Consider the following 230-nt stretch of genomic DNA (forward strand, 5'->3'; position numbering starts at 1 on the left):
GTTAAGTCGGTTTTGAATACTATTATATCTTTGTATTTTGGCTCTCCTACCTTGTACGCAATTCTGTTAACTATCAAATAATCACGTTCAACTAATGTAGGATACATTGATTCTCCTTTGACTATTGTTGGCACTATAAAACGAGTTATTGCAAATGCCAAAACAAGAGCTATGACAATCACTTTTATCCATTCTACAACTTCTTTTTTAACTGCTTCACCCACTAAAAT

Annotated in this window: 1 protein-coding gene; it reads right to left on the reverse strand. The window is 32.6% G+C overall.

The window, feature by feature from the left end; translation table 11 throughout:
* A partial coding sequence (lepB, locus tag KK062_RS31345) for a signal peptidase I (RefSeq protein ID WP_254088166.1) occupies nt 1-230 on the reverse strand: 230 nt, incomplete at both ends.

The organism is Dawidia cretensis (assembly GCF_018598175.1).
Classification (GTDB): Bacteria; Bacteroidota; Bacteroidia; order Cytophagales; family Cyclobacteriaceae; genus Ohtaekwangia; species Ohtaekwangia cretensis.